The sequence below is a fragment of the Nitrospira sp. Vd2 genome, assembly GCF_979581665.1.
The window spans coordinates 1-23,847 of the sequence record NZ_CEFZSK010000005.1 but is presented as its reverse complement, the minus strand read 5'-3'; the positions used below and the strand labels follow the sequence as shown (position 1 = coordinate 23,847).

Below are 23,847 nucleotides of genomic sequence, written 5' to 3'. Positions count from 1 at the left end.
GCGAGTGCGTGAAATTCCCCACCCAGCGCGGCTCACCGCTAAGCAAGCGCAAGGACGCGCCATCTTCTTATATAACGGTCATCTCCCCCTAACCTTCACAAAGCTGTAAGGCCTTCCGCACCTCTTCGGCACCGTAGAGCGACGGTTCGGCATGGTCAAACGGCACACGGCGATCGAGTTGTCCGAGCTGTTGCAGGTGAACGAAGTCTTCCCAGAGGATGGGGAGTAAATCTTTGGTAATGCCGGTGGTGATGAAGCGCCCACGAAACCCTTCAGCAAAAAGTCGGGGAGTCAACCCGGTGTGATCGAGATGTGCGTGGGTGAGCACGACCGCATCGAGAGAGGACGGATCGAACGGGAATGGTTGCCGATTGCGGACCGCGGCTTCCGGCGGACCTTGTATGGGTCCGCAGTCGACCATCAGGTGAGTCGGCCCATGTTGAATCAAAAAGCAGGAGCCGGTGACCGAACGCGTGGCGCCAAAGAATTGAAGAGAGATCATGTATCAAGAAGAACGAGCAAAAGAAGTGCCGGCAAGCGACGTTGGCGAAAAGGCGCGGCATTGCATTTGCTGTTGCCTCTAGAGGGAGACTAGATGATGAACGACCGTTATCAGATCGACGCGCTGGCCAAGGAAGAATCGTGGCGGCTCTTCCGGATTATGGGCGAGTTCGTCGAAGGGTTCGACGCGCTCCCCCGCATCCTGCCGGCCGTGACGATCTATGGCAGCTCGCGGAAGTCCTCATCATAGAACGGCACGGGCCGCGCAAAAAATAGTTCCCCGCTCTCTTTAGAGTGCCGGGTAGAATGGGGCGAGCGTGCGGACATAGCTGATCACTTCCAGCATTTCCTCATCGGTCAACCGGCCGCGCCAGCCGTGCATGGGGCTGTAGGCGATGCCGTAAGCGGCGGTCGTGAAGAGATCGAAATCGGTTTTGGCACGTGAGCGGAGCGACTGAAGGTTGGCTGGCCGGACGATGAGGCTTTGCGCGTCGGGACCATCGCCTCTGCCCGTCAAGCCGTGACAGCGGGCACAGTGCTCTTCATAGATGGCGGCCCCCGTCCGGATGCGACCCTGAGCGTGCGCCGAGACCCACGCGCCGAGGCCGAACAGCACGATCACGGTCATCACGATCGAAAGTCCTGGTCTCACAAGCATCCTTTCTCGTTCACTTAGCGGACGATCAAGATCGGGCAGGCGACTCGATGCGTGATCGCGTGCGAGACGCTGCCGATCAGGAACCGTTGGACGCCTGTGCGTCCGTGCGAGCCGACGATCACCAGGTCGGCTTGTGATGCTTCTCGTTCGATGATTGCGGGCGGGTCCCCGCGAAACACGTGTCCGGTCGCCTTGTAGCGGTCGTCAGTGAAAACTGCGGCGAGGTCTTTGACGAGATCCTGGGCGGCGGCGACCGCCGCTGTGTCCCATGGCTCGAACGGCGGAAGCGGGGCCGGCTCCATGAGGTGCGGGGTCGGGACCGCGGAGATGATCGTGAGGTCGACGGGCTCGTTGAACGGATGAGCTTTAAGCCACCCTTGAATCCGTTCCGCATCCTCGAATCCTTGGACAGCGACGAGCGCGCGGCGCAAGCCCGCCATCGGTCCTTTGACGATGAGGGTTGAGCACGGCGCATGCAACAGAATGCGGTGAGAGACACTCCCGAGCGCCAGTTCTCCGATCCGTCCGCGGCCCCGTGAGCCGAGAACGATCAAATCCGGGCGCATCTTGTCGATCGCATCCAGAATAATGGGAGCGGGACGCCCGAATTCCTGCAGCCGCGTCAGGTGTACCTCTTTGGGCACTAGTTCCGCCGTCCGATCGAGAAGCTGATGTCCCGCGTTTTCCATGGCACGCTGGAACTCTTCCAACGCCTGCTTCGCCACGGCCGGCGCGAGGACCGGATTGTCGAACGGACGAAGATCGACCGCATGGAGCAATATCAGCTCCTGGGGTCGGTAGAGCTCAAGCGCGGCGCGGACGGCGCTGAACGCTTCATCCGACCAATCAACGGCAATGAGAATTCGCATTGGGGACGCTCCGGGTCCGAGGCGCGAGGTTCGAAGGTCGGGTTCCGGTCTTCAACAACCTCGAACGTAGAACCCTGAACCATTTATTTACGCCGCCGGGACCTCGAGCATGAACAGCTCGCCCTTCATATTCGGGTGGAGATCGCAGCGGAACGAATAGTTGCCGGGACGGTCGTTCGTGAATCGGATGACGAGCGTCTTGCCGGGATCGATATAGAAACCTTCAATGCCTCTGCCATAAGACGCGATCCCTTCGCCCTCGCCCTGTGCGCTGAGCTGTGCGAGCACGGGAGAGGTGAAGCCGTGGCGGACGATGTCTTGATTGCGCAGGATGATGATGGTCGGCATGCCGGCACGGATCGCGGTGGGCTGCGTCAGCATGAACTCGTAATTGCGGATGACGAGCTCGATGCGCTGCTCCTGCGCACGTTCGACGGCCGGCGGCACATCGGATGCGTTCGGGATCGCCGGAGTGAGCAATGCCAGAACCATCGGAACCATCGACCATGCTTGTCGTCTGTTCATTGAAGGCCTCATTGGTGATTGATCAATAAGCTTTCACGGCTCCCGTCGCCATAGTGTCCTCAATCTTTCAGCTCAAGCTCATCATCAAGCGGCGCAAAGACTCACCAAATTCCGCTCGTGATGCCTACCCCGATCAAAAACAACGCCAGCAGTGCCAACACGACAATCAGCATCCAATGCTGGTGCCGGACTCGCGCTCCTGCGATGTGTTCTTCTGCTCCGGCAAGGATGTGCGGATTCAGATGAAATAGTCGTGCCGCCATGGCCCCACCTCCTTCATCGGTTTCCAGCGATCATGCTATGCGATCTTCACTTCGATGGCTTTCGGCTTCGCCTTCTCGGACTTGGGGAGATGCACCTTCAGCACGCCGTCTTTGTACTCGGCCGACACGTTGCTGCCGTCCGCGTCTTCCGGAAGCGTGAAGCTTCGCACGAAGCTCCCGTACGCTCGCTCCACACGATGATACTTCTTGCCCTTCTCTTCCTTCTCGTACTTGCGCTCGCCTGAGATCGTGAGCACGTCATCTTCAACCGTCAACTTCACGTCCTCTTTTTTCATCCCCGGCAATTCGGCTTTGATGACGTATTCTTTCTCATCTTCCGTGATGTCCACGAGCGGCGACCATTCGGCGACCGTCATCGCCTCTTTCTCGCCGTCCGTCCTCGCGGGCGCTCGGCCGAGCAAGGTCGACAGACGTTTTTCCATCTCCTCCAATTCCTTGAACGGATCCCAGCGGGTCTTGACCGGTTCCCATCGCGTCAACAGAGCCATGATCGTCCTCCTTGTGTTAGCTTCCGTTTGCCGTTGACCTTTGCTTACAAAATGCTGCACAGGCGGTGCCAGAATGTTTCCCGGTCAGGATTGGCGAAGCAGGCGGTAGTTCAAACGACAACAGGAGCCCTCTTCAACGCTCGGCACGTCCTGTGGTGATTGGCATCATTGCGTCAACCGGGCTGTCCCGAAATGCCACATCGGCCGGAACCTGCTCGCCTTCCTCGATCAGCGGATGCACCGGGAACTAGTGGGACTTGCTGCATCTGTCCGTTTCTGACGACCCACGTTGATGGCGGCAGCAATCGGCGCAACGCTTCGAAGGCGCGTTCGGCGCGGTATTCTTGAACAAAGAAGATTGCGTTGACCACGATGACGCCGACAATTGCCCAGCCCCAGCATCGCCATGCCCTCGCCCGGCTTTAATAAGAGGTGGGTGAGGAAGGCGAGGTCTGCGCCCACCCGTCCATGTTCGGTCACGTGCTCCGCGAAATGTAGTTGATCAGTGACAGCGCCTCGTAATGGATTATCGCGCCGGGTGTGCGAAACCGACGGGCAAGAGGTGAGAACGGACGGGCGGATGCGCCTGGAGTGCATCCGCCGCGCCGCGCGCCAAGCAGTATCAGCCCCCGCCGATCTCGCCGGTCGTCTCGACGACCAGAAATTCTCCCTTCATGTGTGAATGGATGTCGCACCAGAACGGATACTGCATCGTCTCACGGTCGGTGCTGTGGCTTTTCGTGAAATACAGGGTGGCGGTCTTTCCCGGATCGACATGGAAGGACCGCAGACCTTTTTTGTTTACCTCGACGGCGTCCCCCTCCTTACGAACCGGCACGTCTTTGAACAGAGTGGAGCTGAATCCGTGCGTCACGGTGTCCTGATTTCGAAGGACGATGGCTGTCAGCGCGCCGGGTAACGTGTGTCCCTTGACGTGATATTCCTTGTCCTTCATCGTCACTTCGATTTTCATCTCCGGCTCCGCCGCCTGTGGAGCCGCATCTCGTCCCAATCCCGGTAGCGCGATTGCGGCCATTGCCACAGGAATGAGGAGCGCTTTGGTAGACGGTAGACGCTTCATAACTTCCTCCTTGGTTCGAACGTGAAATCTAGGTGCTCCTCTTGTCTGGTTCGGCCGCACCAGGATGGACCGGCACCGTCGGCCCACTTACTCCTTGCCGGGCAGTGCAGGAATCAGGCTGACAATGGGGCCGGCAATGGTCGCCTGTTCGCCCTTGTCCTCCGGTTCCATTCGGACTTTCTTCGCCACGCGCTTCTCTCGATACTTGCAAAGCTCCGTCTCAACGGCGAAGAAGGCGGACCGGATCGCTTCTTCGAACGTCTTGTCTTTTTTGCGGGCCGTGATCGTATGCCGACCGGGAAGCGCGACGACGATCAACGCCTCCGCCACCCGCACGTCTTTCTTGTGGTGTCGGTTTTTCATGAGGGTGACCCGGCCGTGGGTCAAATCCTGATGACCGGCCTGCAGGCTGGTCATGCGTTTGTCGATTTCATCCTTCCATCGAGGCGCCATCGTCACATTTCGACTTCCAACTTCGACCTTCATAGATTCTCCTTGGGTTCCACTGCTAGGGTATCCATCCGCAAGCGACATGCCACGCCGACCGCGATGCCTCGGCCAATGATTTGAAGATATCGACAACAGGTGCTTGTGGCCCCTGGCGCGTTTTTCCTCAGTTGCAGTCCTAAAGATGAAGCCAAATGCGGCAGTCCTCCACGCGATCGATGGCTTCCCCTAGTGCCATCGCGACCATTGCATCATCAACATGCAAGCAACGGAACAGCCGCCCGCTGCGGTCGTAAGAGAGGCAAACAGGCTTTCGAGGTTCAAAGAGAGGCTTGAATCGTTAACTGGAACATGCTGAAGCGAGAGCGTTGATCTTCCTCTTCTTCTCGGGGCCCCGGTGTAGCCTCACTTTACAACCTATCTCAAAATATCTTGTGCCGTGGGAGAAGAGCCGGGACGGGAGCAGCAGCTCCGCTTGAAAGACGGAGCGGCGTGGACCGCTCGGACGCGTCACGCGGCGCGCCGCTCAGATACCGCCGGCTCACCATCTCGCCGGCGTCCGCAAGCGTGACGCTCATTATTCTTCGCGTCGCGGACCTCCGTAAAGCTTGTGCTTCTCTTAAGCGGGAGACAGGTCGGCATCATGGCATTGCCCTTGCGAAGTCCTTTGAGGAGAGAAAGGAGTTCAGCGATGATGAGTACGATCAAGACGTTCATGCAGGGTGATCACGACCGCTTGGACGGTCGGTTCCAAAATGTTCAGACGCTGATCGGGGAGGATGCGGACAGCGTTGCCCGCCGGTTTGCCGAGTTCAGGCAAGGATTGCAGCGGCACATCGTGTGGGAAGAGGAGATCCTGTTTCCGATCTTTGATGAACGTTCAGGCATGGAAGGCCAGGGGCCGACGGCCGTCATGCGGCGGGAGCATCGAGCCATCAAAGACCATCTCGAACGGATTCATGATCGGCTTGCACACGGGCAGCCCATCGACGACGTGGCAAAGGAATTGGTCGAGGCCCTGCTGGTGCACAACAAAAAGGAGGAACACGTGCTGTACCCATGGCTCGATCGGATGGTCGGGGAGGGGGAAGCCGAACAGTTGATCGCTCGCATGGAAGCGATGCCAGAGGAGCAGTTCCACCAATGCTGCGGGTCGATGGGGCACGAAAAGATAGGCGGAGGTTGAAGGCTAAGGTGAAGTTGCAAGAACCACAATCAGAGCCTTGACGTCTTGCGGGAGATGCCATGCCGGAACTTTTGTTCTCGAAGATTCTCGTGCCGGTCGATTACTCCCCGTGCTCGGAGGAAGCCTTCCGGGTGGCGCTCTCACTCGCTCGGGTGTTCCAGGCCGAAGTCCTGTTGCTCCATGTCGTCGATACGAAGAGTTTGGAGGCCCTCAATCGGCTGGGGCTGGCCCTGCCGAGCGAAGAGGCGAGGCAAAAGAAACGGCTGCGTCACACTGCGCGGCTCAACATGCGGCGCTTGATGCGCAGCGACGCCGCCAAAGGAGTGGCCATCTGGCGCTCGGTCCGGGAAGGCACACCGTTTGTTGAAATTGCCCGGATGGCACGCACCGAGAAGGTCGACTTGATCGTGATGGGCAGCTATAGCGGCCAGTCGGGCAGCGTGGAGAAGATGTTCTTTGGGAGTACCGCCGAAAAGGTCGTCCGGACCGTCGGCTGTCCGGTGTTGACGGTCCCACTTCCGACGCCTCTGCCAAGCGCCGCGCGAGAGCACGCCATGCGGTTGAAGGAGGAATGATGATGAGGCATGGACCTTCAGTCTTGGTGCAGGCTCTTCTTCTCCGCGGCGTCTCGCTCGCTGGATCCCTTGCCCATGGTTTCATGCCCTTCACGGTTTTTTGAGGAGGAGGTTGTGATTACTCGGCTGCTCTTTGCGACAGACTTTTCTGAATGCGCGAGGCAGGCGGAAGAGTATGTCGCCTGTATTGCAACGACGTACGGGGCGACGATCGACGTCCTCCATGTGCTGGAGTTGTATCCGGGAATGAACCCAGAGTATCCCGTGAACACGCTCTACTTGGCGCAGCTTCGGAGCGAGACGGATCGAGAATTGGCGGCGACAGTCGAACGGCTGCAGCGGCGGAAGCTGATTGTTGCCGGCCAACAGGTGATCGGGATCCCGAGCGCGCGAATCTGTACGATTGCAGGCGAAGGCCAAGCGGATCTCATCGTCGTCGGCACCCGTGGGCGCACGGGGCTCGAACATATCGTGCTGGGAAGTACCGCGGAGCGTGTCGTGGCGACGGCACCCTGTCCTGTCTTGACGGTGCGGACGTCGAACCCGACGCCAAGCCGTGTGCTCGATCCCATCCGACTCCGACGCCTGCTCATCCCCGTCGACTTTTCCGACTGCTCGTTGGGTGCCCTCGAGTACGGAACGCAGGTGGCGAAGAAGTTCGGAGCGACGCTCACGATCGTGCACGTCCTGGAACCCGTCTCCTATGGTCTGGACTTCACCGTTGCTCATCCCACAGAGCGAGAGCGGCTCCGAGACCGAATCTTCACAGAGCTGGATGGGGTCGCAAGCGCGATCAAAGCCGAGGGACTTGGCGTGGACTATCTGGTGAAGGGCGGGATGCCGGCCGATTCGATTCTCGATCTCGTCGGGACATCAATGTACGACCTGATCGTCATGGGAACGCACGGGCGGCGCGGTGTGTCGCACGCAATGAGGGGCAGTGTCGCCGAGGCGGTGTTGCGCCGTGCGCGGTGTCCCGTCCTCACCGTCAAGAGCCCGAAGTTTGCCCCCGGCTATCGGCGAATCATCCGACTCTCCGCGGATCGAAGTGAGCTTGCCGATAAGGAGGCCCCAGGGCACAGGTGATCGTGAGCAGGCACGAGGAGAAGAAGCAGAGAGGGCGTTGCGCTCGACGATCGGCCCGAAGCCGAGGTGGCCGTCATGGAGGAAATCCATGAAGCCCGAGCAAGCCGCTCCGGTACTCCAATCCGGTTTCCACGATCGGTCGCTTCGCGCGCTGATCGGTCGGCTCAAGGCTCTTGCGCTGCGCCCGGCATTCCGCCGTCAACGCGAGATCGCCTTGGGTCGAGCGCTTCAGCCTTATATGGAGAATGCCCAGCCGATCGGATTGACACCGCTGGCCGAGGAATTGGACCTGGCAGAGTTGTATGTGTCGACCGATTATTTCCCCGACGACGGACAGCTCTCGCTCATCGAGCAGGTTCGAGACACGATCGAGGTCCATGTTCCCGACGAAGAGCGGCAGTGGCTCGATCCGTTGAAACACTCGGCGATGGATCTGCTGGAGGTCCGGACGATCACACAGGACGGCGGAGAGGGGAGCCTGACGCTCAGGTCGATGGGAGACGGGCGTACGTTTCAGCTGGCGGTCGGTGGATTTTCGCAGCGGGTGACGGCCGGACAAGGGCTGTTGACGCGGCTGATTCCGCTCCCCGCTCAGCCCGAGGCCATCACCTGGCCGGGGACCGCAATTGTCCTGGCTCCGTCGATAGCCCGGCGCATTGTTGAGTCCTGTCGAGAGTGCCAACGCGAAATGGAGGCCGAATCGGGGTCGTTCAATCTTGGGGACTGGAGAGAGTACACCAAGCGCTATGGCTATGTCCTGCTCTGGATGTTCGCTCAAGCGCGGCTGGACGCCCTGCTGGCCGCCGAGCGGTCGATCGTGTATCGCACGCCCGACGGGCAGCCGTTCCTCTATGCCATAGCGCTGTACGAGCACGATGCGTGTCGCCATGTGGTTGACGGTTTGAACGAGCTGGAAGGAATAGGAGTGTCTTCGGAACCGTTGGAACACGCGAAAGAGTGGGTCCAACGCAACAAAGCCGGCGATATCATTTCCCGTATCACGGTGACGCCATTTCAACTCTTTCTCGAATGTGACAGTGAGGACCGGCTGAACGGCTTGAAGCATCAATTGGCTTCGGTGTTCGGATTTGCACTTCATTTCCGCGGTGAGACGACGGCGGTGCCGCGGCATCATGTCCCAGAAGTGAATCTGGAAGCGGAGACGCCGACACCGCCGGTCGTGATCGTCTCTCGGGACGAAGAACACCGGCTGGTGTCGTCGTTCCTGGAGACGGTCTATCTCGAATGGCCGGACCGGCCGTCGGCCGCGCTCGAGGGCCGGACACCCCGCCATGCGGCCGCCCAGTCGGCTCTCCGTGATCGAGTGGCGGCCATTATCGATCAGATCGAACGCGATGACGTAGGAGTGCGCCAAACCGGCAAGCGCGGCTATGACTACAATACGCTTCGCGCACACATCGGGCTGGGGGAAGGATGAGGTTGAGCACATGGAACACGAGTCCCCAAAGCTGGATGCTTTTTCTCTCAACCTAAACTTGACCCCGGTCTGCCGTCGGCCGACTATTCTCGGCGCGTTGCTCTCTGTTCAAGATGCACACGGGTCTGTCCCTCCAGAAGCTGTCCCCGACATTGCACGCCGCTTGGGCATGACGGAGGCGCAGGTGACGGGCGTGCGCAGTTTTTATCCCGATCTTCGAACCCGGCCGCCGGGCCGGCACATCATACGTCTATGCATGGGGGAATCGTGCGTCGCCAATCATTGCGCACGGCTCTTGGCCTCACTCGGAGAGGAACTGCGACTCGGGCTCAATGCGACGACCTCGGATGGCCGCTTCACGCTGGAGCGCGTGTTCTGCGTGGGAAATTGTGCCGTGGCGCCGACAGTCGTGATCGATGAGGATGTCTACGGGCGAGTGACAGCTACCGGTGTCCGCCGCCTGCTGGAGAAGTATCGGTGAATGCCGTGTCGCCCGTTTCTTCCGTTGGGAAGAAACTAATGCTACGCGAAGCTAACGGACTTCACGGACTAAACGGACCAGACAGATGATCCGCCTCTATCTATCCAACGATACGTCGGCGCAAGCCGCCGGCATCGAGGAGCTGGCGCAGGCATGGGCCGGGACGCCCGATGTCGACATCGTTCGCACCTCCTCACGCGGCGCCTTTTTTCTCGAACCGATGGTCGAACGGGACATGCCGGATGGGAGGCGGGCCTGGCCTCGTGCGAGGCCGGAAGATCTGCCGACGATCCTCAACGGCGAAGGCGGCCTTCGTCTGGCCGACATCTCGTTTCTCGGCGATCAGACGCGCGTGACGTATGCGAATTTCGGCGAACTGCGTCCGCTGTCGCTGGACGATTATCTGCTCCACGGCGGCCTGAAGGGATTGGACCGGGCTTGGGAGCTTTCACCCGATGCGATCATTCACGAATTGAAGGCGTCCGGCTTGCGCGGCCGGGGCGGGGCGGCTTTCCCGGTCTGGACCAAGTGGCAGATCGCACGACAAATGAATGCGGATCGGAAATATGTCGTCGCGAACGCGGATGAAGGGGACGCCGGCACGTATTGCGATCGGATGATCATGGAGGGAGAGCCGTTTCGCCTCATCGAAGGCATGCTGATCTGTGCGAGGGCCATCGGGGCGGACCAGGGGTACATCTACTGCCGGCATGAGTACCCAGCCGCCCAAAAAGCTTTGCGGCGGGCGATCACGATCGCGGAGGAGGCGGGACTGTTCAGCCGATCCGACGCGTCATTTCATCTCGAAGTGTATGTCGGCGCCGGGTCGTATGTCTGCGGCGAAGAGACGGCGCTCTTGGAATCTCTGGAAGGCAAACGGGGGACCGTCCGGATCAAACCTCCGTATCCGGCTGTCTCCGGCCTGTTCGGCCGCCCGACTGTGGTGAGTAACGTCCTGACCTTTGCGACCGTGCCCGCTATCCTCTCAATGGGCGGTGACTGGTACGCATCCATGGGCACGGAAGGCTCGAAGGGGACCATCCCACTTCAGCTCGGCGGGCGCGTGCGACAACCGGGTCTCGTGGAAGTGCCCTTTGGGCTCACGCTCAGTGAGGTCTTCGATCGGTTTGCCGGCGGCATGGCCGAGGGCGCGCGGTTCAAAGCCGTGCAGGTGGGTGGGCCATTGGGGAGTCTGTTCCCGGCGTCGAAGCTCGACATCCCTATCTGCTACGACGAGTTTGCGAAAGCGGGCGCGATTCTTGGACACGGCGGCATCGTTGTCTTTGACGAGGAGACCGACATGGTAGAGTTGGCGCACCATTTCATGACGTTCACGGCCGATGAGTCGTGCGGGAAATGCACGCCTTGCCGGATCGGAGCAGTCCGTGCCAAGGAAATTCTCGAGCGTTTGGAGCAAGGACACGGGCGCGTCGGGGACCTGGAGTTGTTGGCCGATCTCGGCGAGACGATGAAGGCGGCAAGCCTCTGTGCGCTCGGCGGCCGGGCGCCCTATCCGGTGCTGACCGCCATCGAGCATTTCGGACACGAATTCTGTGAGCGGCAATTTCCATTTGCACGTTGAGGAGGATGGCCACGAACGTCCACATCACGATCGACGGTCGTCTGGTGACGGCGAATCCAGACGATACCGTCTTGACCGCCGCCCACAAGGCCGGCATTGCCATCCCGGCGCTGTGTGCGTCGAATCACACGGCGCCGTACGGCGCCTGCCGTCTCTGCCTCTGTGAGATTGAAGGACAGGGAGGCACGCCGGCTTCCTGCACCACACCAGTCCGCGACGGCATGGTGATCCATACGGACAGCGCGCAAATCACCCGATTGCGCCGCGGCGTCCTCGAACTTTATCTGTCCGAGCAACCTGACGGTGCCGAACCGCCGGAGCCGTTGCGGACATGGGCCCGCACGTTTGGAGCATCGCCCAATCGCTTTGGCGGAAAGACGCGCCGTACGGCATACCGAGACGACTCCAATCCCTTTTTTAGCTTCGACAATGCGCGGTGCGTCTCATGCGCGCGCTGTGTGCGGACCTGCGAGGAGATTCAAGGGACGTGTGCGCTGACCATGATCGGGCGCGGATTCGACACACGGCCGGTGGCGGGTGACGGCAGCGGATTCATGAGATCGAATTGCGTGTCTTGCGGCGCCTGCGTGGCCGAATGTCCAACCGGCGCCTTACAGGACCGCTCGCGGCTCGCGTTCGGGCCTTCGAGGCATGCGGTCCGGACGATCTGCGCCTATTGCGGTGTCGGCTGTGCCTTCGAAGCCGGTGTCCGGGATGGGCACGTGGTAAGCATGACGCCGGCCGACGGCCCTGCCAATCACGGCCATGCCTGCATGAAAGGCCGTTACGGCTGGACCTATATCAATGCTCCAGACCGGCTTCGTCGGCCCGTCCTTTGCCGCGGCGACCGCTGTGAAGTGATCGGATGGCCGGCAGCGCTGGATCGGATTGCGGAGGAGTTCGGGCGCATTAAGGCGTGTTATGGCCCGGACGCGCTTGCCGTGATCTCCTCCAGCCGCGGAACCAATGAGGAGAATTATCTGTTCGGCAAGTTCGTGCGCTGTGTCCTCGGGACGAATCACATCGATAATTGCGCCCGTGTCTGCCACAGCGCGACCGTGACGGGGATGATGGAGACGCTCGGCGCGTCGGCCGCCACCAACTCGATTACAGACCTCGATGCTGCAAAATTGATTCTCGTGGTGGGGGCGAATCCCACCGAGTCGCATCCCGTCGTCGGAGCGCGGATCAAGCAGGCGGTCCGGCGCGGGACGCGGCTGATCGTGATCGATCCTCGCCGGACGGAAGTCGCCCGGCTGGCCGACGTGCATCTTCAGCTCAAGCCGGGGACCAACGTCGCCTTGCTGAATGCAATGGGCCACGTCATCGCGCAGGAGGGATGCCTCGACCACGCGTTTGTGGAGTCGCGTACCGCCGGGCTGGAAGAGTGGATGGAATCCATTCGAGACTGCAGTCCGGAAGCGACCGAAGCGATCACCGGCGTGGCGGCATCCGCCGTCCGCGAGGCCGCCCGAGCCTACGCGACAAGCGGCGCTTCACTCTGTGTCCACGGCCTCGGCGTGACGGAGCACCGATGGGGCAGTCACGGGGTCATCGCGCTCTGCAATTTGGCCTTGGCGACAGGCAATGTCGGCAGGCCGGGTACCGGGATCAATCCGCTCCGCGGGCAGAACAACGTGCAAGGGGCATCCGACGTCGGCTGCCTTCCGACCTACTTTGCCGGGTATCAGCCCTTCGATGATCCGGAGTTGCAAGCGAAGCATGCGGCGATCACCGGACAGCCGTTGCCGACCGCGCGCGGCATGAAGATCCCCGACATGTGGGACGCGGCGCTGGACGGACGGCTGAAAGGACTGTGGATCATCGGCTACGACGTCGCGCAGACCGATCCCAATTCGAAGAAGGTGCGGGAGGCCTTGCGCCGGCTGGAGTTCCTCGTCGTTCAGGATTTGTTCATGAGCGAGACGGCGAAGCTTGCGCATCTGGTGATCCCCGGCGCCTCGTTCCTTGAAAAGGACGGAACATTTACGAATCTCGAACGCCGCGTGCAGCGCGTTCGCAAAGCCGTGGAGCCGCCCGAGGCCGTGTTGGCGGACTGGCGGGTCGTCTGCGAGGTGTCGAACCGGATGGGCTATCGGATGGAGTATCGTCACCCCTCCGAGATCATGGATGAAATCGCGCGACTGACACCCGCGCTCGCCGGCGTCTCGTATGCAAGGCTGGAGGAGGAAGGGAGTCTGCAGTGGCCTATCCCGACCGCCGATCATCCGGGTACCGCACTCATGCACGGCGACCGGTTCCCGCGCGGCGCCGCGCGCTTTGTCCCCGTCGAGTACCTTCCCCCCGGCGAATCAACGAGCGATACTTATCCCTTTCTTCTCGTGACCGGTCGCATCCTGCACCACTACAACTGCGGCGCCCAGACGAGGCGGACCGACATCATCAAGCTCGTCACCGCAGACGTCCTCGAGATGCATCCTGCCGATGCGGCGGCGTTGAGCATTGGTGACGGGGAGCGGGTGAGGCTGACGAGCGCGAGAGGCGAAGCGGTCCTTTCGGTGACGCTCAGTGAGCGGGTGCAACGGGGGCAGCTCTTCACGAGCTTTCACTTTCCTGCGAGTGACGTGAACTCGCTGTTGTCGTCGAGTGCGGATGAAAGCTCGAAATGCCCAGAGTACAAAGTTTCGGCGGTGCGTGTCGATTCAGTCGCCGGCTGTTCCCCCGGCTGAAGCCCGTCGATGACCGCGTGCCTCAGACCGAGCGCTGAATGAAGGATCGTCCGATGCGGATCGAGGCAATCAATCTTTGATTCGACACAGGGAGCCTGGATGAAAATCATCCTTGCAGTGGACGGATCGAAACATAGTCGGTGGGCCATGCAGTGGGTGTCGCGGCTGCCCCTCAGCACGCCGCCCAACGTGATGGCCATTCATGCGGTCGATGTGGCCTCGGTGCGGGCCCCCTTCATAGTTCAGCCGCTCGTCGCCGGCAACGAGCCTTACATTCAGGCCGAGATCGAACGGCTGCAGGCGAAGGCCAAGCGCGTGATCGACGAGGCCCGGCAGTTTCTTGCGTCGGCGACTCTCAAAGGCCGAATCGTGCTGGAAAAGGGACCGGTCGCGCCGACGATTCTGAAGCATGCTCGTCGTGGCGACCTGATCGTTCTCGGCAGTCGTGGTCTGAACCCATTGGATCGCTTCATGCTCGGCAGCGTTTCCACGCGGGTGATTCTCCATGCTCCCTGTTCGGTCTTGGTCGTCAAACAGCCGGCGCGTCCGTTGCGCCGACTGTTGTTCGCAACCGACGGATCGAAAAGCTCCGATAAAGCCTTACGCTTTCTGACCGGCGGGATGCGGCCCGAGGGGGCCGAGGTGATGGTCGGGCATATCATGCCCTTTCTGAAATATCCCGAACTCAAAGAGGCGGGGCAGGCGCTCGTCGATCGCGATGCCGAACGACTGGCGAAGGCGGGCTATGAGGTGACGGAATCACTGAAACTCGGACATGCCCCCGACGAGCTGATCAAGATTGCCGAACGAAACCAGGCCGATATGATTGTGGCCGGCGCAAAGGGCCTGGGCGCGGTCGCCCGGTTCTTGTTGGGAAGCGTCTCGACGAAACTCCTCCATCATAGCCCCTGCTCGGTCCTCGTTGTTCGATGACCCCATCTCCATTGTGGTCGGGTTGCGATGACAGTCGAAGTTGGGATGACCAAATTGCGACTTGGCTGATTCGACCAACCAAGAAACGACCGAAACGTTGCCGAAGTTGGCTTCCTTCTCGAATCCGGCAGTGCTGATGATGGCGAGATGTCTTTTCGCGATATCGGTCATCGACCGGGCCGGGGGGAGGCATGATCGATCGTGAAACACTCGAGAGCCGCGCGGTCTGGCACGCCTTGTCTTTCGAAGCGCTGCTGGACCAACTGCAGTCGGATGGGACTTTCGGGCTCTCCGGCGCCGAGGCACTACGCCGTCAGGCCACCGTCGGTCCAAATGAGTTGCCCGCAGAGCCTCCGGTCTCTCCGTGGCGCTTGCTCCTGTCCCAATTCTCCAGCCTGATCATCTGGGTTCTCATCGGCGCTGCGATCCTCTCCGGCCTGTTGCAGGAGTGGATCGATGCCGTCGCGATTCTTGCCATCGTCCTGCTCAACGGCGTGCTGGGGTTCGTTCAGGAGTACAAGGCCGAGCGCGCGCTCGCGGCGCTGAAGCGGTTGTCCATCGCGACGGCACGAGTCGTTCGTGAGGGTGTGCTGCACTCCATCCCGGCCCGCGATCTCGTCCCGGGGGATGTGATCGAAGTCGAAGCCGGAGATCACGTGCCGGTCGATGCTCGCCTACTCTCGGCCGCGACGTTGCGCGTGCAGGAATCGGCCTTAACGGGAGAGTCGATGCCCGTGGACAAGAACGCTCGGTTCCTCGGTGCGTCGAGTCTGCCGCTGGCGGATCGCCGCAACATGCTGTTTTTCGGGACGAGCCTGGTCGGCGGGAAGGGGCGGGCGCTTGTCGTGGCGACGGGACTTCGAACCGAGCTGGGCCGGATTGCCGCCCTCATGCAGACCAAGGGGGACGAGCGGACCAGCCTCGAACGCAAGATGGAACATCTCGGCCGACGCTTGCTGTCTCTGTCGCTGATCGCCGGCGCCACGGTCTTCGGAGCGGGGCTCGTTCAGGGCGAACCATGGCTCATAATGCTGCTCACCGCGGTCAGCCTCGCCGTGGCGGCCATTCCCGAGGGGCTGCCGGCGATCGTGACAATGACACTCGCGCTTGGAGTCGTGCGAATGGTCAAGCAGCATGCGTTGATCCGGCGCCTCGCCGCCATCGAGGCGCTCGGGACCGCGACGGTTATCTGTACCGACAAGACCGGGACGCTGACGAAGAACGAGATGACCGTGACCGCGCTCTACCTCGGAGCCTCTCGCATGAACGTGACGGGGGAAGGGTATGCACCCCACGGCGAGATTCGAGTGGGCGGCCTCCCGGCTCATCGAAGCCAGGCGCTCGTCGATCTCCTCTCCGCCGCCGTCCTCTGTAACAACGCCGAGCTGTCACAGGAAGACGGACGTTGGCGGATCGTTGGAGATCCGACGGAAGCGGCCCTACTCGTTGTCGCAGCCAAGCACGGTGTGTGGAAGAAGGCGGTCGCGACCCAACAGCCGTTGCTCCGAGAGATTCCATTCAATCCCGGACGGAAGCTGATGACGATGGTTCGCCGAACGCCGGATGGGGCCATCGCCTACGTCAAGGGGGCGCCGGAAGTCGTGCTGGCTCGGGCGTCGTCCTATCTTACCGAGAACCGGGCGGTGGTGCCGCTTGAGACTGCCGAGCGGGAACGCTTCTTGGCCGTTGGTGCAGCCTTCGCGCGTGAATCCCTGCGGGTCATCGCCGTCGCCCGTCGAGTGCTGACCGCTGTGCCGGACACGGATGCGGGCAACGACGTCGAGCGAGAGCTGACCTTGCTAGGGCTGGTCGCGATGAAAGACCCGCTCCGCCCCGAAGCGGTTGAGGCGGTCCGGGCCTGCCGGGGAGCGGGCATTCGGACCATCATGATCACCGGCGATCACAAGGAGACCGGAATCGCAATTGCGCGTGAGCTCGGTATCCTGAACGGCTATGACGCCATCGCCGGCCTCGAATTAGATCGGCTGAGCGATGCCGAGCTGGCCGAACGAGTGGAACGGATCGCCGTCTATGCTCGGGTCTCGGCCGCCGACAAGCTGCGTGTCGTGAAAGCCTGGAAAGCGCGAGGCGCGGTTGTCGCGATGACGGGCGACGGGGTGAACGATGCGCCGGCCGTCAAGGAAGCCGACATCGGAGTCGCCATGGGATTGGCCGGGACGGATGTGACGAAAGAAGCGTCCGATATGGTCGTCACTGACGATAATTTCGCTTCGATTGCGAAGGCGGTGGAAACGGGGCGAGGTATCTACAGCAACATCCTGAAGACCATTCAATACCTCGTATCGGGCAATATCGGTGAAGTGCTCGTCATGCTGCTCGCCGCCGTGCTGGGTCTTCCGCTGCCGCTTCTTCCCGTTCAGATCCTCTGGATCAACTTGGTCACCGACAGTTTGCCGGCTCTTGCGCTGGCGATCGATCCCGTGTCGCCGGGCATCATGCACGAGGCGCCCCGCCGTGCCGCCGACAAAATTCTGAATGGGGAACGGCTGGGGCTGATGCTCGTGCAAGGGCTCTTTCTGGCCGTGCTCGTGTTGGGTGTCTTCACCGTTGCGCTGTGGGGCCGGGGCGAAACGCTAGGATATGCAAGGACACTGGCCTTTAGCGTACTGATGATGGCGCATCTCGTGCACGCCTTGAACTGCCGCAGCAACACGGTGTCGATCTTTGTGCTGGGTCTCCACACGAATCTGCCGCTACTCGCAGCGATCATGGGGTCGGCCGTGCTCCAGGTTCTCGTGGTCTGGACGCCGTGGATGCAGCCGATCTTTAACGTCGTCTCGCTTTCGCCGGCCGATTGGTTCCTCGTTGTCGGCCTGGCGCTCTCGCCGTTGGGGGCGATGGAACTGTGGAAAGCCATACGCGCCCTAATGATTGAGCCGCAACATGGAAACGACAAAGGAGAGCCTCGAGCTGATATTGCACAGCAATGACGAACTTAAATTCGCCTCCCGCTTCGGCAAATATAGGATTTGACCGTTCAAGGCTATCCGAATCGTCGGAATGAGTGCGTCATTCGACAATGGTTGAATCACATTCTCGCTTTATCTATTCCGCATGAGTAAGTTTTTACAAAAAGGCGCCAGCGCCTTTTGAAAGTGTAAAAAGACGAAAATGTCTGAAATTCAGTGTGACAAACTTTGACGCCTTTTTCCGGTGAGACTCTTTCATTAGCCATTGCAGAGTAATATTAGGCGAACTTTTTCTCGCCTACCCTTTTAAGGCGAGGGGGCCCTGGGTTCGAGTCCCAGGCGGCTCACCAATTACCAACACCTTCTGCTGCACCAACCACTGCCGCTTTCTCTCCATAGGACAGGCCACAGGACAACTGGTAGCCGGCTTCCAGCAATGTGACGGCTTCCCGGAGCTTGGTATCCCAAGCGGGACCTCCGTGCGAATACTCGCCGTCACCGTCATGCCCGGCATCCGATGCCAGGCAATGCCTGACGACGCTCATAATCGGCTCCCAGCCGTTGCAGGTGGGTGCTGAACGTATGGCGGAGATCATGGAAGTGCAGATCGATGACTTTCGCCCGCCTGCACACGGAGGCCTCATACTTTCTTGAAGCTTCGCACATTGCTCCATCCGGGTTCCGTTGTGATCCGGACGGGGTCGCCTTCTTGGCATCGCTACCGCTTTTCAGCTTTCGCTCGAAGGGCAAGCAGCTGCTCTTTAAGGCGAGGCATCATCATAGCGCGAGCAATGCTCCGCTTCGCCGCAGATCCAAATCCCGTAATCTGATCAGTCCAGAGCCGACTGACTAAGTGACGACCATGCCCTCCTTCGTTGGGATCGCTGCGGCTCCTTGCTGCAGGTGTTGTAATCATGGCTAGCATAGTAGTGCCGATCAGCGATGAGAGACGCTTCGCCCACCCGGAAGAGCAGGCGGTGAGACAACACGTACGTCGGCCGCCCGGAGACTTCAAAATTTAGCCAGAAAAACTGTTCCTCGAAGCTCTCGGCCTCTTCTATCTTGGTCATCGGGTAATTCAGCAGCAGTTCATAGGCATGTGGGAGATACTTCGCAAGGAGCCGTATAGTCGCGGCCCTGTCCGACGTTGAACCCCGGATGGAACTGTGTGCCGCGCTGACAATGATGCTGCCCGCCCGAACCTGCTCGCCGCCGTACGCCTTGTAGATGCCTTCGAGGAGAGGAACAGCTCATCGCTGCCGAGAATTTGACCTCCACTGTTTCGTTCGTAGGGGGCGATGCCGGCCAGGCCCGTGGTATGATAGGCTCGGTAGCGTTCCACCAACTGCTCGCGTATCAGCGCCTCTACCTCCTTAACTGCGACGGCGCCGTGCTTCCGGGCGGAGTTAAGGCTCCGAAAGGCGGCTATCTCCTTTTCGTCCAGATTCAGTTGGTCACGGGGTTCCGCCTCGAGATATCAGTGGCGCACGAGACACCCCTGTGACTCGTGCCACTGAAGTGTAAAACTTTCGAAAAGCAGGTCACGCTCTCGACCTGCCTGAAGGAATTTCGGCGTACCCCCATCACTTCTCAGTCTCTGTCTTCAGCGTCCCCATCATCCCGTAGGTAGGTTTGATGCAATCGGGTTTTGCCGTGAGTTTACAGACTCGATATGCCGTTTGGAGCGCCCAATAGTCCATCGCGTTATGGACATCGGACCATCGTGAGACCCCTTTGCTCAGCGTTTTCCCCCCGACTCGGCGATCAATCCCGGCAATCATCACCTGGCCACTTTCCGAGTCCGAAAGCTTAAACTCGGCCTGCACTGCGCCGACGAATGATGGTTTCTCGACCGCAAGAGCTTTGGCTTCCGCGAGCACCCTGGCAGCAGGATAGAGGGTGGAGACCATGTCCAAGCCGACCCACGTCGCCTCATAATCAACCAATGCCAATTGAAGGCGTGCGGTGTCAGGGCCGGGCTTGTCGACGATGGTCACATATTTAGAGAGCGCGTCATTGAGCTTCGCGTGAAAGTAATCAATCAACGCCTGCGCATTTTCGTTTGTGTTGCCGCCTCCGACATGGTGAGGCTGACGATAGAGAAGGACAGGGTCGAGCATCACTTTGCTGTACTGTCCATAATTGACGGTGTCATCGCGCCACCGAAAGGCCGGTTCGAGTTGCTTCTCATCACCCGGCGCCAGCTTTTCGTACAGCTCTGATCCCAAAAATCCCGATTTGTCGATATCTCGTTCTCTTGTCACATGTCGCGTTTGTGCACAGCCGACCAGTATGACAATCGCCAGGACAAACAAAACTAGCATCTGGGATCTAGCAGTGACCGCTTGGGTTTGACGTTCTCTTGGTACCTTCCACCGATCCACGCACATGGTTGCCTCCTTTCACCAAAGCCCTCTGTCGAGAGGCCAGGTCGCTGAGTCAGTCACATAACTGTTATCTCAAAAAGAATTCAAATTATGGGTTACTATCGGCAGATAAACGCCTTGATGTTCTTCTCTGCGCCTCCACAATCATCGTTCCACCCCTTCGCGTTGACTACTGTCACAAATAGCAGCTGCTCCTCGGAAATCGCCGGCGCCGCTTCAGCAGGCCCATTCCTGCTCCGGAACCCGCGGTCCCGAGCGCGCCATTGACGTGCCTTGGTGAATTTTTAAACAGCCGGTGGTCCACAACCAGACAGTTTCCGGACGGAAGGCTGTTCTGATACCAACGGCCAACGCCAGTTGCTTGTCGTTCGGTTCTGCCAGGAATGGGTCTGCCGCGTGATCTGTCAATTTTTCACAGCTCCGGGGCACAGAGGATTTCGGTTATATGCGGTAGTGGGAAATGGGCGGCGTGCAGAAAATTCCCTGTTGAAGCCAGGGAGAAAGCAATGGCGGATCGCACCCGTGTCATCATTATTCGTTGCGGATTTGGTGGAGTCGTTGTGCCATGCGAGTCGTTGAGGTTGAGTGACGACCCGCCCATCAATCGATGCCTCGTCGCCGCACACCGGACGCGGCTTTTTTATTTTGGACACGACGAATGGGAGGCACATGCACCGGGTCTGAAAGACATGGTCGATGCCATGTATTCTATGGACACCACATCTTGTCCGCAATCTTCACCCGCTAGACAGCTAGAGCTTCTGCCGCAGTCCGCTGTGCCGGATGGACTGTAACCAAGACGCCTCACCTTTGTAACCTTTCTGCTCGCCGACCGCACTTGGAGATGAGGAGTGTACCCATGGATTTCCTCGTCGATTACGCGGTGCTGCGCGTGCCGATTCCCGTGGTGCTGCCAATCCGCAAGTCCGTAAGCATAACAAGGACAATCTTTACTGCTTCATTACGTCTTCACTCTCGATTAACCATAGAACCTTTATCCAATGCCGGCGCAACCTCACGCATGAGTGGCACGCCGTCTGGTCACCTAAACCCGCATCCCGTTGCAGACGCTGAAGGCCTTGCCTGGGAGCCGAAGAGGGTGATGTATGACCACAAGCGCCTACAGTACTTGGGTTTTCGTCTGTGAAGAGTGTGGTGCAGAATGGCATTTCGAGCATGAGGACCGCGCCGGCGAGCACGAACGAAAGACTGGTCACGCCGTCTACCAGCAACGGAAGCGCCGTCGAGGCCACACAGCTGATAGCCCCGATGGAAGTGGGCGAGCCAAGATGAAGTAACGCGTTCTATCTGAGTGGGCTTGCGAGGTGCGCGTCGGTTTAAGAAAACGAAAGCAGGGCTAGCGGTAGTCCTTCACGCTTTCGACCTTCGGCGATGAACCGTCGGCCTTCCCGGTGGCCGGCTTCGCCTGCGGCTCACTGATCATCATGCGCCACAGCTTGCCTTGTCCAAGACGCTGGTCGATTCCTTTGTAGAGGTGGTAGCACCCAAACACTAGGGCCACAATGATTACTTTGGCGAGCACCCGGTTTCGATCGGCATGCTTCCATGCCTCTACGACGGCTTTGTCGAGCGCCCCGGCTTCCTGATAGAAATGCCCGACTCTCTCCGCGAGCAGTATAGGGACACTGACGGCACAATAGAACACGGTCTTGTACAGCGCGGCCACCCAGATTGGACGTCTGTTGTCCAGACGGGCGGCGACGGCTGTCATGTCAAGAACAACAACGACCTTTGCGAGAGCAAGCGTACCGATGACTGCCGGTACCAGCGCAGAGACCTCGATCTGGTAGGTCGCCAGAAACAGTTTATTCAGGGTCCAAGGATACTAAAACAAACGAACAAATAGAGAGCCACACCGGCGGTGCGCCGGGCTTCGCGCTTCACGACAGCAAGGCCGCCCATACCTCCTGCTCTTGAGCCCTTCGTATCTACCGAATACCTTCGCGTATCGTCTCTCCGGGCAGGACCGGAGGATACTGTCAGGAGTGACAGGCGCTCTTCTTCCAGCGGCAACCGCAACTTGGAGTTGCCCCCGTCAAACGGCACACAGACACGGTGCGGTTAAGATACACAAATTCACGGTGACCGGATGCGGAGCCCCTTGTGGAATCGTCGAACCAACGGCCCAATTGTGAACATTCGCTCGTACTTGCTCGTGAGTCTCAATCGGGTGGCCGATTGTCGTCATCCGTGAGGCGCGTTTCGGAATCTCTACGCTGACGCTGCGCGCGCCGCTGCTTAACGACCTTGGGCGGCTCCACAAAACTACTTCTATCGACTGAATCGGCCTCTTATCGTTGCCGTTTACCTGTATGGCTTGCATCGGCCGTCCGTAACCCCGGTCCAACAGCGCCTCCGCAGCACGAAGGGCGACTTGCGGGTTGTCCGACTGCACCAACGCGACGAGCCGCTCAATCGCCTCCCGGGCATGATTGCGAGCCAGGTCCCGGATCTCCGCGGCAACCGTCGGGCGGCCACGAGGGTTGCCACTCTGCCCCCGGCTTCCACGCTGATGACGAAGCCGTTCTCCGTCGTTCCTGTTTCGGCCTGTCCTCAGACGACAGCATCATGGCCACCGGTTACCGCGAACGGGCGGCGGAACACCGCTTCATCACGCTCAGCACACCTTCGTATCTGGTAACAGACTGCCGCGCGCCTCGTGCAGCACGTGTCGAAGGAAAAGACCGCGATGGTGGCGACGAACTTGAGATCGTCCAGGACGGTTCTGCCCACAGGCGGCAGCAGCTTTTTTCTTGCAGTCGCGCACGGTGCGTTCGAACGCGCTCTTTAACGGTCATCTTTCGAGCCTCCATTTCTGCAGGGAAACGAGGCGACGCGCTTGTCATCACTACGGTTCCCGGTGCTCAAAGCCGGTTGTCCTATATAGGACAGATCCTTGTAACTCGTTGTAAGCGAGGGCCCTGGGTTCGAGTCCCAGGCGGCTCACCATTTATCAATGGCCTTGTACTCGCTCCGACGGCAAGGCGATTGAGAGCGCCTTTTTCCTCTCGCACATCTGATAACGAGCAATTGCAGCTTTCAACGCAGGTGCGCTGTCAATTCTGACAGTTCCTGGAGCGCCCATTAGTTCCTACCCTGACCGCTACACCGGAGTGAACGACAAGAAAGGGAAGACAGCCTAAAGAGGTTGACATCCCTCCGAATACCTCCCCGAGCCGATCGGTTCCCATAGCCGGGTGAAACCGGAGAAAACGGAAGACAGGAGACTCGCTGCTCCTCAACGGCGGATCAGTGATACACGGAGGTGTGCTATGCGTTCCTTCTCGCGGCTCTTCATTGCGCTATTGGCTCTCGTGCTCGCTGCCGGGTGTGCCTCGACTCAAATAACCGGCCGTCAAGAATATCAGGGGGGAAAGATTCCGCGACCCGCCGACATCTGGGTCTATGACTTCGCCGCGACGCCGGAGGACGTTCCTTCCGACGCACCCATCTCAGCGGCGGCCGTCGATCATTCCACCTCTCAAACTCCTGAACAGATCGCCGTGGGCCGTGAGCTGGGCTCTCAGATTGCCAAGCAGTTGGTCCAGGAGATTCTCAGCATGGGGCTCTCGGCGAGACGCGCATCGGACTTCTCGAAGCCGCAAGTCAACGACCTCGTACTCCGCGGGTATCTAGTGTCCTGTCTCTGAAGTGCGCTGACAAAATCGAGCCACGCTGGCCAGGA

Annotated in this window: 23 protein-coding genes; 12 read left to right on the top strand and 11 right to left on the bottom strand. The window is 59.9% G+C overall.

Annotated elements, in window-relative coordinates; genetic code table 11:
- Positions 1-88: 88 nt before the first annotated feature.
- Positions 89-502: an MBL fold metallo-hydrolase gene (locus tag AC1U7K_RS02760; protein WP_480249267.1), complete on the bottom strand. Its 414-nt coding sequence runs from the start codon at positions 500-502 to the stop codon at positions 89-91.
- Between the two features lie 93 nt (positions 503-595).
- On the opposite strand from AC1U7K_RS02760, the gene AC1U7K_RS02755 reads away from it, so the two are divergent.
- The gene (locus AC1U7K_RS02755; RefSeq protein ID WP_480249266.1) at positions 596-751 is read left to right on the top strand and encodes a hypothetical protein; all 156 of its coding nucleotides are present in this window, start codon (positions 596-598) and stop codon (positions 749-751) included.
- 39 nt (positions 752-790) lie between these two features.
- Here AC1U7K_RS02755 and AC1U7K_RS02750 read toward each other — a convergent pair whose 3' ends face one another.
- The 7 genes from AC1U7K_RS02750 to AC1U7K_RS02720 form a co-directional block, all read right to left on the bottom strand.
- On the bottom strand, positions 791-1,159 hold the full coding sequence (locus AC1U7K_RS02750) for a c-type cytochrome (protein WP_480249265.1): 369 nt from the start codon (positions 1,157-1,159) through the stop codon (positions 791-793).
- 14 nt (positions 1,160-1,173) lie between these two features.
- A complete protein-coding gene (locus AC1U7K_RS02745; protein WP_480249264.1) occupies positions 1,174-2,028 on the bottom strand; it encodes a universal stress protein in 855 nt (284 codons plus the stop codon).
- Between the two features lie 87 nt (positions 2,029-2,115).
- Entirely contained in the window at positions 2,116-2,529 is a 414-nt protein-coding gene (locus AC1U7K_RS02740) for a cupredoxin domain-containing protein (RefSeq protein ID WP_480249263.1), read from the bottom strand.
- A 125-nt stretch (positions 2,530-2,654) separates the two neighbouring features.
- The gene (locus AC1U7K_RS02735; protein WP_480249262.1) at positions 2,655-2,816 is read right to left on the bottom strand and encodes a hypothetical protein; all 162 of its coding nucleotides are present in this window, start codon (positions 2,814-2,816) and stop codon (positions 2,655-2,657) included.
- Positions 2,817-2,851: 35 nt separating this feature from the next.
- Positions 2,852-3,325 (bottom strand): Hsp20/alpha crystallin family protein, encoded by a 474-nt coding sequence (locus tag AC1U7K_RS02730; RefSeq protein WP_480249261.1) that lies wholly within the window; start codon positions 3,323-3,325, stop codon positions 2,852-2,854.
- Positions 3,326-3,947: 622 nt separating this feature from the next.
- Complete coding sequence (locus tag AC1U7K_RS02725) at positions 3,948-4,406, bottom strand: cupredoxin domain-containing protein (RefSeq protein ID WP_480249260.1); 459 nt, start codon at positions 4,404-4,406, stop codon at positions 3,948-3,950.
- A gap of 87 nt (positions 4,407-4,493) precedes the next feature.
- Positions 4,494-4,892: an HPF/RaiA family ribosome-associated protein gene (locus AC1U7K_RS02720; protein WP_480249259.1), complete on the bottom strand. Its 399-nt coding sequence runs from the start codon at positions 4,890-4,892 to the stop codon at positions 4,494-4,496.
- 652 nt (positions 4,893-5,544) lie between these two features.
- Between AC1U7K_RS02720 and AC1U7K_RS02715 the strand changes: the two genes are divergently transcribed.
- The 9 genes from AC1U7K_RS02715 (at position 5,545) to AC1U7K_RS02675 (ending at position 17,775) form a co-directional block, all read left to right on the top strand.
- On the top strand, positions 5,545-6,039 hold the full coding sequence (locus tag AC1U7K_RS02715) for a hemerythrin domain-containing protein (RefSeq protein WP_480249258.1): 495 nt from the start codon (positions 5,545-5,547) through the stop codon (positions 6,037-6,039).
- Positions 6,040-6,098: 59 nt separating this feature from the next.
- Positions 6,099-6,614 carry a universal stress protein gene (locus AC1U7K_RS02710; protein ID WP_480249257.1) on the top strand — a complete coding sequence of 172 codons (516 nt, stop codon included), beginning with the start codon at positions 6,099-6,101 and terminating at the stop codon, positions 6,612-6,614.
- 114 nt (positions 6,615-6,728) lie between these two features.
- Positions 6,729-7,700: a universal stress protein gene (locus AC1U7K_RS02705; RefSeq protein WP_480249256.1), complete on the top strand. Its 972-nt coding sequence runs from the start codon at positions 6,729-6,731 to the stop codon at positions 7,698-7,700.
- 88 nt (positions 7,701-7,788) lie between these two features.
- Complete coding sequence (locus AC1U7K_RS02700) at positions 7,789-9,138, top strand: hypothetical protein (RefSeq protein WP_480249255.1); 1,350 nt, start codon at positions 7,789-7,791, stop codon at positions 9,136-9,138.
- 10 nt (positions 9,139-9,148) lie between these two features.
- Positions 9,149-9,619, top strand: a complete 471-nt coding sequence (locus tag AC1U7K_RS02695; RefSeq protein ID WP_480249254.1) for an NADH-quinone oxidoreductase subunit NuoE family protein — start codon at positions 9,149-9,151, stop codon at positions 9,617-9,619.
- 85 nt (positions 9,620-9,704) lie between these two features.
- Positions 9,705-11,201 carry an NADH-ubiquinone oxidoreductase-F iron-sulfur binding region domain-containing protein gene (locus tag AC1U7K_RS02690; protein ID WP_480249253.1) on the top strand — a complete coding sequence of 499 codons (1,497 nt, stop codon included), beginning with the start codon at positions 9,705-9,707 and terminating at the stop codon, positions 11,199-11,201.
- Between the two features lie 5 nt (positions 11,202-11,206).
- On the top strand, positions 11,207-13,891 hold the full coding sequence (gene fdhF, locus AC1U7K_RS02685) for a formate dehydrogenase subunit alpha (protein WP_480249252.1): 2,685 nt from the start codon (positions 11,207-11,209) through the stop codon (positions 13,889-13,891).
- Positions 13,892-13,990: 99 nt separating this feature from the next.
- Positions 13,991-14,824 carry a universal stress protein gene (locus AC1U7K_RS02680; RefSeq protein ID WP_480249251.1) on the top strand — a complete coding sequence of 278 codons (834 nt, stop codon included), beginning with the start codon at positions 13,991-13,993 and terminating at the stop codon, positions 14,822-14,824.
- 191 nt (positions 14,825-15,015) lie between these two features.
- Entirely contained in the window at positions 15,016-17,775 is a 2,760-nt protein-coding gene (locus tag AC1U7K_RS02675) for a cation-translocating P-type ATPase (RefSeq protein WP_480249250.1), read from the top strand.
- A gap of 1,068 nt (positions 17,776-18,843) precedes the next feature.
- Here the strand turns inward: AC1U7K_RS02675 and AC1U7K_RS02670 are convergent.
- Together AC1U7K_RS02670 and AC1U7K_RS02665 are read right to left on the bottom strand one after the other, a co-directional pair.
- On the bottom strand, positions 18,844-19,008 hold the full coding sequence (locus AC1U7K_RS02670) for a 50S ribosomal protein L27 (protein WP_480249330.1): 165 nt from the start codon (positions 19,006-19,008) through the stop codon (positions 18,844-18,846).
- Between the two features lie 329 nt (positions 19,009-19,337).
- Positions 19,338-20,018, bottom strand: a complete 681-nt coding sequence (locus tag AC1U7K_RS02665) for a DUF3313 domain-containing protein (RefSeq protein ID WP_480249249.1) — start codon at positions 20,016-20,018, stop codon at positions 19,338-19,340.
- Positions 20,019-21,000: 982 nt separating this feature from the next.
- Here AC1U7K_RS02665 and AC1U7K_RS02660 point away from each other — a divergent pair.
- The gene (locus AC1U7K_RS02660; protein ID WP_480249248.1) at positions 21,001-21,288 is read left to right on the top strand and encodes a hypothetical protein; all 288 of its coding nucleotides are present in this window, start codon (positions 21,001-21,003) and stop codon (positions 21,286-21,288) included.
- A 210-nt stretch (positions 21,289-21,498) separates the two neighbouring features.
- On the opposite strand, the gene AC1U7K_RS02655 is transcribed toward AC1U7K_RS02660, so the two are convergent.
- Positions 21,499-21,873 carry a hypothetical protein gene (locus tag AC1U7K_RS02655; RefSeq protein ID WP_480249247.1) on the bottom strand — a complete coding sequence of 125 codons (375 nt, stop codon included), beginning with the start codon at positions 21,871-21,873 and terminating at the stop codon, positions 21,499-21,501.
- 1,561 nt (positions 21,874-23,434) lie between these two features.
- On the opposite strand from AC1U7K_RS02655, the gene AC1U7K_RS02650 reads away from it, so the two are divergent.
- The gene (locus AC1U7K_RS02650) at positions 23,435-23,812 is read left to right on the top strand and encodes a DUF4410 domain-containing protein (protein WP_480249246.1); all 378 of its coding nucleotides are present in this window, start codon (positions 23,435-23,437) and stop codon (positions 23,810-23,812) included.
- The last annotated feature ends 35 nt before the right edge of the window (positions 23,813-23,847 follow it).